Source organism: Oceanicola sp. 502str15, from assembly GCF_024105635.1.
GTDB lineage: Bacteria > Pseudomonadota > Alphaproteobacteria > Rhodobacterales > Rhodobacteraceae > Vannielia.
In genome coordinates, this window is record NZ_WYDQ01000001.1 from 2,929,218 (window position 1) to 2,943,765 (window position 14,548).

The following is a 14,548-nucleotide window of genomic DNA, read 5'->3' on the forward strand; positions in this document are numbered from 1 at the left end:
GCCGGGGTGCACCCCTGGCCCGCCGTTCTGCAAAAAGGGGGCATGTCGTGGCAGGCGCATCGAACGTTATCGAGGATGACAGCACGCTCAGTCGGATCGACCGGGCGCTGTTTCGGGTGGAGACGCTGCTGGCGCTGATCGGCGGGATCGTGGTTTTTTCGCTGATGCTGCTGGCGGTCGGCTCGGTGGGCGGGCGCAAGCTGTTCAACCAGCCGCTGCCCGGCTACGTCGACTGGATCCAGTTCCTGATGCCCTTCATTGCCATTCTCGGGGTGAGCTACTGCCATCGGCTGGGCGGGCACATCCGGATGGATATTCTGGTGGGCCGCCTGAAGGGCCGGGCGCTGTGGCTGTTCGAGCTGTTGTCGACCCTGCTGGTTCTGGCGCTGATGCTGCTGCTTCTCTGGGGGAGCTGGTCGCATTTCGGGCGTTCGTTCGACTTTGGCCGACCGCTCTGGAGCGCCGACAGCTCGATCGACATCGGTCTTCCACTCTGGCCCGCCAAGCTTGTGGTTCCGCTGGCCTTCGGGGTGCTCTGCCTGCGGCTCTGCCTGCATGTCTGCGCTTACGGAAAGGCGCTGATCGAAGGGGCCGAGGCGCCGGTGGCCGTGCCGTTGATCGAGGATGCCGCCACACAGGCCGCCCATGAGGCCGAAACCGTATCCGGCTTCGAGGAGGACGCGCGATGACCTCCATCGAGATCGGGCTCTGGGTCACCGCCGGCCTTCTGGTGATGGTGCTGATCGGCACGAGGGTTGCCTTTGCCGCCGCGATTGCGGGGCTGGTGGGGCTGCTTTGGATCTTCTGGTCGAAGAAGGGCTATGACCCCGCGCAGTTCGGCTGGGCGCTTGGCGTTGCGGTGAAGACCGCCGGGCAGGTGCCGCATTCCAAGGTGTCGAGCCATGCGCTGTCGCTGATCCCCACCTTCATCCTGATCGGCTATCTGGCCTATTACGCCGGGCTGACCAAGGCGCTGTTCACCGCCGCAAAACGCTGGGTGGGCTGGCTGCCGGGGGGCCTCGGTGTTTCGACCGTCTTCGCCACCGCAGGTTTTGCCGCCGTCTCGGGCGCAAGCGTGGCGACCTCGGCGGTCTTCGCCCGCATCGCCATTCCGGAGATGCTGGCGGAGGGTTACGACAAGCGCTTTGCGGCGGGCGTCGTGGCGGCGGCCGGCACGCTGGCCTCGCTGATCCCGCCTTCGGCCATCCTGGTGATCTACGCGATCATCGTGGAGCAGGACGTGGGCGCGCTGCTGCTGGCAGGCTTCATCCCCGGCGCCTTCTCGGCGCTGATCTACGGCGGGATGGTCGTGGGCATGGCGATGGTCTGGAAGAAGCTGGGGCCGCCGGTGACGGGCTTCACCTGGGGCCAGCGCTTTGCATCGCTGCCGGGGGCCCTTCCGATCCTCTTCGTGGTGCTCATCATCATCTTCTTCATCTACAACCCCTTCGGCGGCGACGCCTGGGGCACGCCCACCGAGGGCGGCGCGCTCGGGGCCTTCGTGGTCTTCCTGATCGCGCTGTTCCGGGGCATGCGCTGGCCGGAACTGAAGAACGCGCTGCTGGAAACCGCCAAGCTCTCGGTGATGATCTTCACCATCATCTGGGGCGTGCTGATCTACGTGCGCTTCCTCGGGTTCGCCGACTTGCCCGGCGCCTTTTCCGACTGGATCAGCACGCTCGACCAGTCGCCCATGATCACCCTGCTGATGATCCTCTGCGCCTACGCGGTGCTCGGCATGTTCATGGACGCCATCGGAATGCTGCTGCTCACCCTGCCCATCGTCTACCCGGCTGTGATTGCGCTGAACGGCGGAGAGGCGGTGACGGCGGCGGATTCGGCCTTCGGAATGAACGCGACGGGCTGCGCGATCTGGTTCGGGATCATCGTGGTGAAGATGGCCGAGCTGTGCCTGATCACGCCCCCCATCGGGCTGAACTGCTTCGTGGTTGCCGGGGTGCGCCCCGAGCTTTCCGTGCAAGACGTGTTCCGGGGCGCGGCGCCGTTCTTCGTGGCCGACGCGCTCACCATCGCGGGGCTGGTCGCCTTTCCGGCCATCGTGCTCTACCTCCCCGGGCTCCTGCTGGGGTTGTAGGTCGTGACGCTACGTCACGAAGGCCCGCTGTGAAGAAAATCACCGGGGGTAGCCGCATTCTTGCAGTTCGAGAGGGCGGCGCCCTGCCACTTGTGGCGAGTCGGCGGGGAAAATTCTCCGGGTCAAGCGGCGAAACGCGATCTTATCAGTTATTTTATTGCGCCCTGAAGTTGGGCGTGTGCTCAACTTCAGGGTGTTGCACGCTCCGGGCCGCCCCGAAACTGGCGGCGCGGCCTGTGGATAACTTCGTGGATACTCAGGCGACGTCGTCCAGCCCGCGCCCCTTAAGCAGCGCCTCCACCCCCGGCAGACGGCCCCGGAAGGCGGTATAGAGCGCCTCAGGCTCCTGCGTGCCGCCGGCGGAGAGGATATTGGCCTCGAGGCTCTTGGCCATCTCCGGGTCGAACGGGCCACCGGCCTCCTCGAAGGCGGCGAAGGCATCGGCATCCATCACCTCGGACCACATGTAGCTGTAGTAGGCGGAGGCATAGCCGCCCGAGAAGATGTGGGCGAAATGCGGGGTCGCATGGCGCATGCGGATGGCGCGGGGCATGCCGATCTCTTCCAGCACCTCGGCCTGCTTCTGCATCGGGTCGGCGGGCGGCGGGCCGGCGTGGAACTCGAGGTCTACCAGCGCGGAGCCGATGAACTCGCAGGTGGAAAAGCCCATGTCGTAGGTTGCCGCATTGAGCACGCGTTGCAGCAGATCGTCGGGCATCGGCTTGCCGGTCTCGGCATGGAGGGCGAATTCCTGCAGCACCTCGGGCACCTCGAGCCAGTGCTCGTAGAGCTGTGACGGCAGCTCCACGAAATCGCGGCTGACCGAGGTGCCGGAAATGCTCGAATAGGTCACATCCGAGAGCATCTGGTGCAGGGCGTGGCCGAACTCGTGAAACAGCGTGCGGGCATCGTCGTAGCTGAGGAGCGCAGGCTGCCCGGCGGGCGGCTTGGCGAAGTTGCAGACGTTGATGACGTGGGGGCGGATGTCTCCGGCGAGTTTCTGCTGCGAACGGAGTGCAGAGCACCACGCGCCCGAGCGCTTGCCGCCGCGTGCGAAGTAATCACCGATGAAGACCGCGATATGTTCACCATCCCGCGTGACCTCCCAGGCGCGGGCATCGGGGTGGTGGAGCGGCAGGTCGAGGGGTGCAAACTCCAGCCCGAAGAGGCGGGAGGCGCAGGCGAAGGCAGCCTCGATCATCTTGTCGAGCTGGAAGAAGGGTTTCAGCGCGGCCTCGTCCAGCGCGTGCTCTTCCTTGCGGCGGGCCTCGGAATAGTAGTGCCAGTCCCAGGGTTCCAGCGGGCCGTCGAACCCGTCGGCGTGGAGGCGGCGCTCGAGAACCTTGGCATCCGCCTCGGCCTTGGCGCGGGCCGGAGACCAGACCGCCTGAAGCAGGTTGCGCACGGCATCGGGTGTCTTGGCCATTTCGGTTTCGAGCCGGTAGTCGGCGAAGCTGTCGTAGCCCAGCAGCCCGGCCCGCTCGGCGCGCAGGGCCAGCATCTCGGCGGCGAGGGCGCGGTTGTCGGTCTTGCCACCCCCGGCGCCGCGCGAGGTCCATGCCTCGTAGGCTTTGCGCCGCTGCTCGCGGTTGGGGGAGAATTGCAGGAAGGGCACGACCAGCGAGCGCGAGAGGGTCACGACCGGAGTGTCGCTGCCCTTTTCCTCGGCAGCGGATTTCATCGCGTTCACCAGAAACTCGGGCAGGCCCGTCAGGTCGGAAACCGGCATGACCCACTCGCGCTCGTCGGCCAGCAGGTTGAGCCCGAAGGCGGTGCTTTTCTCGGAGAGGGCAGTGTTGATCTGCTTCAGCCGCGCGCGGCCGGCTTCGTCCAGCCCGGCACCGGAGCGGCGGAAGCTGCGGTGGGTGAGGTAAAGAACGCGGCTCTGCTCTTCGGTCAGGTCGAGGCTGTCGCGGCCCTCCCAGAGCGTGTTGACCCGCTCAAAGAGCGCGGTGCTGAGGGAGATGTCGGAGTTCAGCGCGGAAAGGCGGGGCGAGAAGGCGCGTTGCAGCTTTTCGCGCTCGGGCGTCGAGGAGACGGCGGCGAGCAGGAAGAAGGGGCCGAGCACGTCGTTCAGCGGTTTGTCGGCCAGCTCCAGCGCCTCGATGGTGTTGGCGAAGCTGGGGGCCTCGGGGTTGGCCTCGATCTCGGCAATGGTGGCGCGGGTCTCGGACTCGGCGGCATCGAGTGCGGGGGAGAAGTGCTCATCCGTGATGGCGGCGAATTCGGGCAGATCGAAGGGCTGATCGGAGGGGGTGAGAAGCGGGTTGGTCATGGGGCGCGGTCTCCTTTGGGAGGGAACATAGGGGCTGGCCGGGAGAAGGCGAAGGGGGGTGCGCTCATCCGTCCTTTGGGGTTGGGGCGGCTTGGGCTGTCCCGCAGGTCGGGCAGGCATCACGGCGCTTGAGCCTGATCTTGCGGGTTTCGCTCCAGAGCGCGTCATAGATCAGCATCTCCCCGCGCAGGGGGCTGCCCGCGCCGGTGATGATCTTGACCGCCTCCGCCGCCATCATCGCGCCGACGACGCCCGGCAGCGGCCCCATCACGCCGGCCTCGGCGCAGGAGGGCGCAAGGCCGGGCGCGGGCGGGTCGGGGAAGATGCAGCGGTAGCAGGGCGCGCCCTGCGCGGGGTCGAACACCGAGAGCTGGCCTTCCCATTGCGAGAGGGCGCCGGAGATGAGCGGGATTCGGGCGGCCACGGCGAGGTCGTTGGCCAAATAGCGGGTGGCGAAGTTGTCGGTGCCGTCGAGGATCATGTCGGCCGAGACCACGATGTCGGGGCCGTTCTCGAGGGTGAGCCGGGTGGCGAGGGGTGTGACCTCCACATGCGGGTTGAGCGCGGCCATGGCCTGCGCGGCGCTCTCGGCCTTGTTCGTGCCCTGCCCATCGGTGCGATGGATCACCTGACGTTGGAGGTTGGAGGCATCCACCGTGTCGTCATCGAGCACGGTCACACGGCCGACCCCGGCGGCGGCGAGGTAGAGCAAGGCGGGCGAGCCGAGGCCCCCTGCCCCGATGACCAGCACATGGGCGGCCTTCAGCTTCTTCTGCCCCGTGCCGCCGATCTCGCGCAGCACGATATGGCGGGCGTAGCGGGTGAGTTCTTCTCCGGTGAGCCTTGATGGGTCCGCAGTGGGGGCGGGCGGGGGCATTGGGGCCGGGTCATCAGCCTGCACCGGGGCTTCGCGCGACAGGGCGATGGAGCGAAGCCAGTTGACCAGCGTGCCATAGAGCACCGCGATGGAGCCCAGCACCAGCACGAGCGCCCAGAACTGGGGGTAGCGCCCGGTGATTTCGCGCACGGCGTGTCCGGCGGGCAGGATGAGGTTGAGGCCCAGCGCCACGAGGATGATGACGACGAGGGCCGCCTGCCGCTCGACTTTCCGCCAGCCCAGCCATTCGCCCCCCCACCAAGCGAGCGCCATCAGCGCGTAGACGAGGATCATCAGCCGCGGCCCGTGGAGCCGAAGCCACCTGCGCCGCGGAGGGTGTCGGTGAGGGTTTCGGCGGCTGTGAAGCGCGCCTGCACCACCGGGGCGACGACGAGTTGGGCGATCCGGTCGCCGTGGGCGACGGTGAAGGGCTCGGTGCCGTGGTTGATCATCAGGATCCCGAGGGGGCCGCGATAGTCGCTGTCGATGGTGCCGGGGGTGTTGACGAGGGTTACGCCATGCTTGGCGGCGAGGCCGGAGCGCGGGCGGACCTGAATCTCGAAGCCCTGCGGGATCTCGACGCGCAGGCCGGAGGGCACGATGGCGCGGGCGCCGGGGGCGAGGGTGAGACCGCTGGTGCGCTGCGCTTCGGGAAAGTTGGCCCGCACGTCGGCCCCGGCGGCGCCGGGGGTTTCGTAGGACGGGAGGGGCAGAGCCGGGTCGGCCCCCTCGTCGCGGGTGCAGAGGATCTGCGGCGTCATGTCAGGGCCTCGGCAATGCGGGCGGCAAGCTGCTGGGCGACCTGGTCTTTGGACATGCGGGGCAGCGCATCGGCCCCCGCGGCGGTGAGGATCGTCACCGCGTTTTCCGACCCGCCCATGATGCCGGTTTCTGGCGAGACATCATTGGCGATGATCCAGTCGCAGCCCTTGCGTGCAAGCTTGGCCTCGGCGTGCTTGAGCAGGTCGTCGGTTTCGGCGGCGAAGCCGATGACGAGGCCCGGGCGTTGGGGTGCACTGGAGACTTCGGCGAGGATGTCGGGGTTTTCGGTGAAATTCAGCGGGGCGATCTTGCCGGTGCCGTCCTTCTTGATCTTGGAGCCGGAAGCCGCGACGACCCGCCAATCGGCCACGGCGGCGGCGAAAATGGCGGCGTCGGCGGGGAGCGCCTTGAAGACGGCCTCGTGCATCTGCGCGGCAGTCTCGACCTGCACCACCTTCGCTCCCTGCGGCGGCGGGACGGTGGCCGGGCCGGTGACGAAGGTGACGGAGGCGCCGAGGCCCATCAGCGAGCGGGCGAGCGCGGTGCCCTGTGCACCCGAGGAGCGGTTGGCGATGTAGCGCACCGGGTCGATCGGCTCGTGGGTGGGGCCGGAGGTGATTACGATGTGCTTGCCCTTGAGGGGGCCGTCGGCCAGCGCCTCGGACACCGCCTCGGCAATTTCATGGGCTTCGGACATCCGGCCCGGCCCGTATTCGCCGCAGGCCATCTCGCCCTCTGCCGGGCCGCTGAAGTGCACCCCGTCGGCGCGCAACTGGGCCACGTTGCGCTGGGTCGCGGGGTGCAGCCACATGCGAACGTTCATCGCCGGGGCGATCAGCACCGGCTTGTCGGTGGCCATCAGCAGGGTGGAGGCGAGGTCGTCGGCCAGCCCGCCCGCCATCTTGCCGATGAGGTTGGCGGTGGCCGGGGCGACGACCAGAAGGTCCGCCGCGCGGGACAGCTCGATATGGCCCATCTCGCGCTCGTCGGTCAGGTCGAACAGCTCGCGGTAGACCTTGTTGCCGGTCAGCACGGAGACGGTCAGCGGGGTGACGAACTCTTCTGCCGCGGCGGTGAGAACCGACGTGACCTCGGCGCCCTGTTCCCGGAGCCGCCGGATCAGGTCGAGCGACTTGAAGGCGGCGATGCCCCCGGCGATGACGAGTAGGATTTTCTTGCCTGCCAACATGGGTTTGGCCCTCCGCTTGGCTCTGTTGTAGGGCGCGGCGGTGCGGGCGGCAACTGTTGGCAGTGGGGGCGCTGCCCCCACACCCCCGGAGATATTTGCAGCAAGAAAATGAAGCCCGGCGGGATTTGGGGCCGAGGTGGCGACCTGCGTGGGGCGGGGCGTCGTGCGACAGGAAAGGGCCGCGTGTTACCGCGGCCCTTTCGATCTCTGCAAAGGCATTCTGGGCTCAGGAGATGAGCGCCAGCACTTCGTCCGACTGGTTCTCGAGCGAGCGGCGCATCTTCTGGAACGCCGCCGCCTCGAGCTGGCGCACCCGCTCCTTGGATAGCCCCAGCTCTTCGCCAAGGCTTTCGAGGGTGCGTTTCTCGCGGGCCAGCCGGCGCTCGCGGATGATGAACTGCTCGCGGTCGTTCAGCGCGGCCATGGCCTCGGCCAGCCAGTCGCGGAGCTGGGCCTTGTCATGCTCGACCTCCACCTGTTCGGCGGCCTGCGGGCCGTCGTCCTCGAGGGCATCGATCCACTGGCGGCCATCGTCTTCGGACGACTGGGTGACGTTGAGCGAGAAGTCGGAGCCCGACAGGCGGCCTTCCATCATCTCGACATCGGCCAGCGGCACGCCGACCTCCACCGCGATCTTCTGGCGGAGCTGCTGGCTGTCGAGCCGCTCGCCGGCCGCGGCCGCCTCGCGTTCGAGCTGGGCCTGCACCCGGCGCATGTTGAAGAACAGCGACTTCTGCGACGAGGTGGAGCCGGTGCGCACCATGGACCAGTTGCGCATCACGAACTCCTGCACGGAGGCCTTGATCCACCACATCGCATAGGTGGAAAACCGCACGCCGCGCTCGGGGTCGAACTTGTCGGCGGCCTTCATCAACCCAAGTGAGGCTTCCTGGATGAGGTCGTTCATCGGAGCGCCGTAGCGCTTGTATTTCGCGGCCATGGAGATGGCGAGCCGCATGTAGGCACTTATGAGCCGGTGCAGGGCCTGTTCGTCGCGGTGATCGCGCCAGGCCCGGGCCAGCTGTTGTTCGGTTTCGGCGTCAAGCAGTTCTGCCTGACGCGCGTGGCGGGACATTGAGGTATCGATATCGCCGTCCAAAGGCATGGGATGCTCCTTTTCGCGGACCGGGGCACCTGCCGTCAGGCACCATGGGATGTATGTTATACGCACATTAGAACCGTTCGGTTCAAAATAAAGTGTCAAAGATGCAAAAACCGCTTCTCATCAAGATTCGTGATGAGCTTCGGTGCGAAAATGCGTTGGTCAGCGGGGCATGTCTGTGCGTAGCGTCACAGGTATGACCAATACACTCTACATCGGCGATCCCGCCTACTCTTCGTGGTCCCTTCGGGGCTGGCTCCTGTTCGAGAGATTCGGGCTGGAGCGGCAGACCGTCTGGGTCGATTTTGCCAACCGTGACGTGGCCGCGCAACTGGCCGCAATCGCCCCGGCCCGCACCGTGCCGGCGGTCGTGACCGATGAGGGCGCTGTGCTGGGCGAGAGTCTGGCGATTGCCGAGGAGCTTGCGAGCCGCTTTCCCGAGGCGGGGATCTGGCCGGAAGCCCCGAAGGCGCGCGCGCTGGCGCGGGCACTGGCCTGCGAGATGCATGCCGGGTTCGGGGCGCTGCGCTCGGCCTGCCCGATGGCGCTGCGGGTGGCCTATGATGGGTTTGTGCCCTCCGAGGAGGTGCTGGCCGACCTGGCACGGCTCGATCTGATCTGGGCCCATGCGCGGGAGACGCTTGGCGTCGAGGGGCCGTGGCTGTGTGGCGACTATTCCGCGGCAGATGCGTTCTATGCCCCGGTGGCAGCCCGGATCGCGACCTATGGCCTGCCGGTTTCGGAGGCCTCTGCCGCCTATGTCGCCGCCCACCTCGCCGATCCGGCGTTTCGGCGCTGGCGCGGGATGGGCTTTGCCAGAGGCGAGGATTTGCCGTGGTATGCCAAGGACTTGCCGAAGCGCGAGTGGCCCGGCGCCGCGCCGCTGGCGGCGGAGGCGGTGGCGGATGGCCCCTCTGTCAACGAGGCCTGCCCTTACTCGGGCAAGCCGGTGACGCATTTCATGCAGGCCGGTGGCAAGGTCTGGGGCTTCTGCAACGCGTTCTGCCGCGACAAGACCGTGCCCGATCCGCTGGCCTGGCCGAAGTTCGCGGCGCTCTACGAGGCGCATTAACTATTCGATAACCATCTCGCGCTAGCGTTTCCCAAGGTGTGTTTGCCCTGGGGATGCTGTGATGCTGGACGGGAGCGGAGGATTGCTTGCGGCGGCCTACACGGTGGCCTTCGACGGCATCGAGGCGCGGCCCGTGGAGGTGCAATGCGCCGTGTCGCCCGGGATGCCGCACTTCGCCATTGTAGGCCTGCCCGACAAGGCGGTGAGCGAGGCTCGCGAGCGGGTGCGGGCAGCGCTGGGCGCCCTGGCGATTGCGCTGCCCTCAAGGAAGATCACGGTGAACCTCTCGCCTGCGGATCTGCCCAAGGAAGGCTCGCACTTCGATCTGCCGATTGCTCTGGCCCTGCTGGCGGCCATCGAGATCCTGCCGCGCGAGGAGGTGGCGCAGGTGGTGGCGCTCGGGGAGCTGTCGCTCGACGGCAAGCTGATTGCCGTGCAGGGCGCCCTGCCCGCCGCCATGGCCGCTGCCGAACAGGAGCGACGGCTGCTCTGCCCCAAGGCCTGCGGGGCCGAGGCGGCTTGGGTCGGCGCGGCGGAGGTGATTGCGGCCCCGAGTCTTGCAGCGGTAATTCGGCATTACACCGGCGAGGCACCGATAGAGCCCTCGCGCCCGGGCGAGGTGCAGGGCCACGCGGGCGGCAAGGACTTGCGCGACGTGAAGGGGCAAGAGCGGGCCAAGCGGGCGCTGGAGGTGGCCGCTGCCGGGCGCCATCACCTGCTGATGGTCGGCCCGCCCGGCTCCGGCAAGTCGATGCTGGCGGCCCGCCTGCCCGGCATCCTACCGCCGCTCAGCCCGCGTGAGGCACTGGCCACCTCGACGGTACATTCGCTCGCGGGCCTGCTGAAGGAAGGCGGGATCAGCCGGGCCGCGCCCTATCGCGCGCCGCATCACACCGCCTCGATGGCGGCCGTGGTGGGCGGGGGACGGCAGGCCAAACCGGGAGAGGTTTCGCTTGCCCACAACGGGGTGCTTTTCATGGACGAGTTCCCGGAGTTCCCCCGCACCGTGCTCGAAACCCTGCGCCAGCCGATCGAGACCGGCGAGATCATGGTGAGCCGGGCCAATGCGCATGTGGCCTACCCCTGCCGCTTCATGCTGGTGGCGGCCGCCAACCCCTGCAAATGCGGCCACCTGACCGACCCGGCCCGCGCCTGCTCGCGCGCCCCGAACTGCGGGGAGGATTACCTTGGCCGCATTTCCGGCCCGCTGCTCGACCGGTTCGACCTGCGGCTCGAAGTGCCGCCGGTGGCCTACACTGACCTCGACCTGCCGCCGGCCGAAGAGGGCTCGGCGGAAGTGGCGGCGCGGGTGGCGGCGGCGCGGGATGTGCAAAGGGCGCGGTTCGAGGCACTGGGCGTTGAGGCCACGACGAATGCCGATATCGAAGGCGAGCTGCTCGACGAAGTGGCCCGCCCAGACGAGGCCGGGCTGGAGCTGCTGCAGAAGGTGGCGAAGCGCTTCGGGCTTTCGGCACGGGGCTATCACCGGGTGATGCGGGTGGCCCGCACCATCGCGGATCTCGACGGCGATGCGCGGGTGGAGCGGCCCCATGTGGCGGAGGCGGTTGGCTACCGACTGGTGAAGAGCGCGTGAGCGACGACGGACGGTCAGGCGGTGGGCGCGGCGCGGCCCTCGACCTGCAGGGCGAAATCGGCCATCCGGCGACGGAGCGACTGGGTGAGGCTGGCCCGGCGCAGGCGCAGCGACTGCACCAGCACGCGCGACGTGATTGTGCGCGGCATCAGCTCGATATCGAGGTTCATCCGGGTGCGCATCCGCGACAGCTCGATCAGGTCGACTTTCACCACCGCGTCCAGCCCGCCGATGGTGACATCGAGCACCACGTGCTCGGGCTGATCGAAGGTGGAGACCTTGGCCGTCAGGTCGCGCATCTGGCCACGGATCGGAAAGCGCATCTTCCAGCCCATGCCCACGCCCGGCGCAGTCAGCGTGTCGGTTCGCGAGATCTCGTGGCCGCGCCGCATGACCTGCTTCTCGAAAGCCTCATGATCGGTGATTGCCGCGAAGACCTCGTCGATGGGCTTTTCGATATCTTCCTTGCCGGTGAAGTTCATTCAGCCGCTGCCCTTTTCTTTCGCCCGCCCCAGCTTGGGTTTTACGCGTCAATCGAGCCTGTCCGCAAGCCAGTTGGACAGGAGGAACTGCGCAATGGCGCCGCGCCGGGCGGGCTTCATCGCGGGATTGTTGCCCGCGAAAACATCGAGCATCTCCTCACGACTGACCCAGCGGGCATCTTCCAGCTCTTTGGGATCGAGCGTGATGTCGGTGGCGGTGGCCTCGCCGTGGCAGCCGATCATCAGGGAAGCCGGGAAGGGCCAGGGCTGGGAGGCGAGGTAGCGAACCGGGCCGACCGGCACGCCCGACTCTTCGAACACCTCCCGGCGCACGGCGGCCTCTATGGTCTCGCCTGGCTCCATGAAGCCCGCGAGAAGCGAGAACATGCCTTCCGGCCAGATCGGGGAGCGGCCCATCAGCACCGAGTTGCCATGGGTGATGAGCATGATCACCACCGGGTCGGTGCGCGGAAAGTGATGCGCCCCGCAGGCCGCGCAGTGGCGCTCCCACCCGGCCTGGGCCGCAACGCTGGCCGCGCCGCATTTGGCGCAGAAGCCATGGGTCGCGTGCCAGCCGGTGATCGCCCGGGCAGAGGCGGCTATCTCGGCGTCCAGCGGTGTCATCTGGGCCATGGCGGCCCGCAGCTCGATGAAGCGGGCCTCCTCCAGCCCGGGGTAGATCTGCTCGGAGCGGTCCAGAAAACTGTCGGGCGCTTCGAGGATCTCGTTGGGCTGCCATGGGGTTATGTCATGGGCGAACCAGAAGGCGCCATCGGGGGCCTCGCCGAGAAACACGTTCATCAACGCGTGTTCGAGCGCCGGAGACGACAGCGGCTGAGGGGCGAGGGTCGGCGCATCTTCCGGTCCCTGCATCAGCACCTTGCCGCGCCAGATCGGCAGGTGCCGCGCCATAGGGCCGCGTGCCAAGGCGTCCAGCGCCGCCGCGTCGGCGCGCAGATCGCCGCGCCTGTTCAGCCCGCCGCCGCCGAATGTGACCTCTTCCGCGTGCCGCATCTTCGCTCTCCCGTTGCCTGTATCCTCACCCTGCCCGTCTTCTGGCACGGGCCGCAGCACAGCGCAAACTCACGCAACCCTGACTTGCGTGCCGAATTGACATTCGCGCCTGTCGTGCATTTGGTGCCGCTTCGGCTTCAGACCTGAACAGTTCATGCAATTGCAGACGCCCCAGATGACGGTAACGGCAGACCAGAACGACGCGCCCCGACCGACGACGCATGTGCACCTGCGCCTTCTGGCCACGTCAGACCTGCATATGCACCTGCTGCCTTACGACTATCACGCCGACGCTCCGAGCGACGCGGTAGGCCTGTCGCGCGTGGCCAGCCTGATCGCAGAAGCCCGTGCGGAGGTGCCCGGGGCCCTGCTGCTCGACAATGGCGACTTTCTGCAGGGCACGCCGCTGGGTGATCACGCCGCCGCGCAGGCCGCATCGGCCGGTGGGCATCCGATGATCGGGGCGATGAATGCGCTGGGCTATGACGCAGTGACATTGGGCAACCACGAGTTCGATTTCGGGCTGGAGGTGCTGGAGGCGGCGCTGGCGGATGCGCGGTTTCCGGTGGTGTCGGCCAATGCATTGCGGCGGCGCGGCGCTGCGCCGCTGGAGGACGTGGGACTGGTGCTGCCCCGCGTGATCCTAAAGCGACGCCTGAGCGACGGGGCGGGGCATCTGCACGACATTCGCATCGGTGTTCTGGGGGTGCTGCCGCCGCAGGTGGTGCATTGGGACAGGGAGCGGCTGGAGGGCCGGATCGAGGTGCGCTGCATGATCGATGCCGCCCGCGCCCATGTTGCCGCGCTTTGCGATGAGGGGGCGGATGTTGTGATTCTGCTGGCGCATTGCGGCCCGAGCGACAGGCCCGTGCAGGCGGGGATGGAGAATGCGTTGGTGCCGCTTGCAGGGATCGAGGGGGTGGATGCGCTGGTGGCCGGGCATGTTCATCGGCTCATTCCGGGGCCACACTTCACAGGCCTGCCCGGATTGGATGCCGAGGCGGGGCGCGTGCAGGGGAAGCCGGTGGTGATGCCGGGGATCGCGGGCAGCCATCTTGGGGTGCTCGACCTCTGGCTTGCCCCCGACGCGGAGGGCTGGCGGCCCGCCGCCGCCCATACCGCGCTGCGCCCGATTGCCCGGCGCGGGGCCCATGGCCCGGAGCCGCTGGTCGAGGACGCGCCGGAGGTGGTTGCCGAGGTCGCAAAAGCACATGCCGCCACGCTTGCCAGCATGCGCCGCCCGATCGGCCGGAGCGAGATTGCGCTGCACAGCTTCACCAGCTTCGCCGCCCCCTGCCCCGTCATCCACGCGATCAACGCGGCGCAGCGCTGGTATGTGACGCAGGCGCTTGGCCCCGTGGCCGAGCCCGTCCTGGCTGCCGCGGCCCCTTTCAAGACCGGCGGGCCCTCGGGCGCAGAGGCCTTCACCAACATCGCCGCCGGCACCCTGAGCTACCGTGACCTTTCCGCGCTCTACCCCTTTCCCAACACACTGCGCGCAATCCGCGTGACCGGCGCGGAGCTGCGCGACTGGCTCGAACGCGCTGCGGCGGCATTCAACCGGATCGTGCCGGGTGCGGCCAATCAGGCGCTGCTGAACCCAGCCTTTCCCGGCTACGATTTTGACGTGATCGCCGGGATCGAATGGCAGCTCGACCTCTCGTGCCCCGCACTCTGGAGCCACGATGGCCTGCCCCTCGGCCCCGGGCCGGGCCGGGTGCGCGGGCTGCGCCATGGCGGCGAGGCGGTGGAAGACGACGACCGTTTCATCGTTGCCACCAACAGCTACAGGATTGGTGGCACGGGCCTTTACGCGCCGCTGGCGGAAGCCGAGGTTGTGCTGTCGGAGCAGATCCAGAATCGCGAGGTGCTGGCCCGATACCTGGCGCAGAAAGCCAGCTTTGACGGCCCGGTTGCGGAGTGCTGGCGCTTTGCCCCGATGGACGGCGCCACGGTGCATTTTGACAGCGGGCGGGGTGTTTTGCACCATCTGCCCGGCATCAGGGCCGAGGGAGGGGAAGCGATGGAGCCGGCCGGGCTGACGACCGACGGATTTCAACGGCTGCGGCTCACCATCTGAGCCTCT

12 protein-coding genes are annotated in these 14,548 nt (G+C 67.8%); 5 read left to right on the forward strand and 7 right to left on the reverse strand.

Going from position 1 to position 14,548, the window contains the following annotated elements; translation table 11 throughout:
- Positions 1–47 precede the first annotated feature (47 nt).
- On the forward strand, positions 48–689 hold the full coding sequence (locus GTH22_RS14325; protein WP_252946202.1) for a TRAP transporter small permease subunit: 642 nt from the start codon (positions 48–50) through the stop codon (positions 687–689).
- The gene (locus GTH22_RS14330; protein WP_252946203.1) at positions 686–2,095 is read left to right on the forward strand and encodes a TRAP transporter large permease; all 1,410 of its coding nucleotides are present in this window, start codon (positions 686–688) and stop codon (positions 2,093–2,095) included. The genes GTH22_RS14325 and GTH22_RS14330 overlap by 4 nt, the downstream gene beginning before the upstream one ends.
- 256 nt (positions 2,096–2,351) lie before the next feature.
- Here GTH22_RS14330 and GTH22_RS14335 read toward each other — a convergent pair whose 3' ends face one another.
- The 5 genes from GTH22_RS14335 to GTH22_RS14355 form a co-directional block, all read right to left on the reverse strand.
- On the reverse strand, positions 2,352–4,370 hold the full coding sequence (locus tag GTH22_RS14335) for a M3 family metallopeptidase (protein WP_252946204.1): 2,019 nt from the start codon (positions 4,368–4,370) through the stop codon (positions 2,352–2,354).
- A 64-nt stretch (positions 4,371–4,434) separates the two neighbouring features.
- On the reverse strand, positions 4,435–5,541 hold the full coding sequence (locus tag GTH22_RS14340) for a HesA/MoeB/ThiF family protein (protein ID WP_252946205.1): 1,107 nt from the start codon (positions 5,539–5,541) through the stop codon (positions 4,435–4,437).
- A complete protein-coding gene (gene dut, locus GTH22_RS14345; RefSeq protein ID WP_252946206.1) occupies positions 5,541–6,008 on the reverse strand; it encodes a dUTP diphosphatase in 468 nt (155 codons plus the stop codon). The genes GTH22_RS14340 and dut overlap by 1 nt, the downstream gene beginning before the upstream one ends.
- A complete protein-coding gene (gene coaBC, locus GTH22_RS14350; protein WP_252946207.1) occupies positions 6,005–7,198 on the reverse strand; it encodes a bifunctional phosphopantothenoylcysteine decarboxylase/phosphopantothenate--cysteine ligase CoaBC in 1,194 nt (397 codons plus the stop codon). The genes dut and coaBC overlap by 4 nt, the downstream gene beginning before the upstream one ends.
- A 226-nt stretch (positions 7,199–7,424) precedes the next feature.
- Positions 7,425–8,303, reverse strand: coding sequence for an RNA polymerase factor sigma-32 (locus tag GTH22_RS14355; RefSeq protein WP_252946208.1), 879 nt, complete (start codon positions 8,301–8,303; stop codon positions 7,425–7,427).
- A 193-nt stretch (positions 8,304–8,496) separates the two neighbouring features.
- Here GTH22_RS14355 and GTH22_RS14360 point away from each other — a divergent pair, with 193 nt between their 5' ends.
- Together GTH22_RS14360 and GTH22_RS14365 are read left to right on the forward strand one after the other, a co-directional pair.
- On the forward strand, positions 8,497–9,372 hold the full coding sequence (locus GTH22_RS14360; protein WP_252946209.1) for a glutathione S-transferase: 876 nt from the start codon (positions 8,497–8,499) through the stop codon (positions 9,370–9,372).
- A gap of 82 nt (positions 9,373–9,454) precedes the next feature.
- Positions 9,455–10,966: a YifB family Mg chelatase-like AAA ATPase gene (locus GTH22_RS14365; RefSeq protein WP_252947647.1), complete on the forward strand. Its 1,512-nt coding sequence runs from the start codon at positions 9,455–9,457 to the stop codon at positions 10,964–10,966.
- Between the two features lie 14 nt (positions 10,967–10,980).
- Here GTH22_RS14365 and GTH22_RS14370 read toward each other — a convergent pair whose 3' ends face one another.
- Complete coding sequence (locus GTH22_RS14370) at positions 10,981–11,448, reverse strand: SRPBCC family protein (RefSeq protein WP_252946210.1); 468 nt, start codon at positions 11,446–11,448, stop codon at positions 10,981–10,983.
- A gap of 48 nt (positions 11,449–11,496) precedes the next feature.
- On the reverse strand, positions 11,497–12,462 hold the full coding sequence (gene nudC / locus GTH22_RS14375) for an NAD(+) diphosphatase (protein WP_252946211.1): 966 nt from the start codon (positions 12,460–12,462) through the stop codon (positions 11,497–11,499).
- 175 nt (positions 12,463–12,637) lie between these two features.
- On the opposite strand from nudC, the gene GTH22_RS14380 reads away from it, so the two are divergent.
- Entirely contained in the window at positions 12,638–14,542 is a 1,905-nt protein-coding gene (locus GTH22_RS14380) for a bifunctional 2',3'-cyclic-nucleotide 2'-phosphodiesterase/3'-nucleotidase (protein WP_252946212.1), read from the forward strand.
- The last annotated feature ends 6 nt before the right edge of the window (positions 14,543–14,548 follow it).